The sequence below is a fragment of the Helicobacter sp. L8 genome, assembly GCF_003660355.1.
In the GTDB taxonomy this organism is placed as follows: Bacteria; Campylobacterota; Campylobacteria; order Campylobacterales; family Helicobacteraceae; genus Helicobacter; species Helicobacter labacensis.
Window position 1 is genome coordinate 1 of the sequence record NZ_QXQR01000056.1, and the last position, 684, is coordinate 684.

At 42.3% G+C, this 684-nt stretch carries 1 pseudogene; it reads right to left on the bottom strand.

From position 1 onward, the window contains the following. Window positions 1-41: 41 nt before the first annotated feature. A pseudogene (locus tag EAO37_RS09025) lies at window positions 42-684 on the bottom strand (hypothetical protein); the annotation flags it as partial.

Consider the following 684-nt stretch of genomic DNA (forward strand, 5'->3'; position numbering starts at 1 on the left):
CGTCTAAGTAGGACCCGTGTTTAACCACTGGTGGACCTGCGCTATCTTTGAGGTAGTCGTATGTAGTTACCATCTTTAAAATCTAACCCTTGTTCTAATTTCCCATGTTCTTTGTACATCGTTTTTAAAGTTAATCGGTTATTCTTTTTCCCCACAGCCTCCACCACAATAGCGTATCCGTTGGTTTGCTTACCAATTGTGATGGTGGTTAAATCATTATGCTTTACAACTTTCATCAAGTCCGCATTATTCACAATCTCCGGATAACTAGCTATATCCTCATGTGTTACTGCTGGTTGCTTACTCTTTTCTACTAAAGGACTACCCTTCCCATGCCTTTTTTCAATGTGCTTTAACGCATCCCCATCAAAAAGCATTTTCACAGGTCTATCACTCTTAAAGCCCAAATGCTCCAAAATCTGCGGATTCGTTAAATCCCCAATCCACACCTTAACATCTTTACGCTTTTTAACCTCCTCTAAAAACTCAGGTGTTACCTCCTCTGGGCTAATTTTTCTTAAAGGTCTCTTAGGGTCTAGCAAATCATCACTACTAGGCGGTTTCTCCCCTCCATTGCCCCCTCCTGCCCCTTTAGATTCCTTGGGCGTATACTTAGCTGGGAACACCGCATTAGCCTTTTGCCCATGCATTTTCTCCCACTTGGCAATGAGCTTTTCATACAAG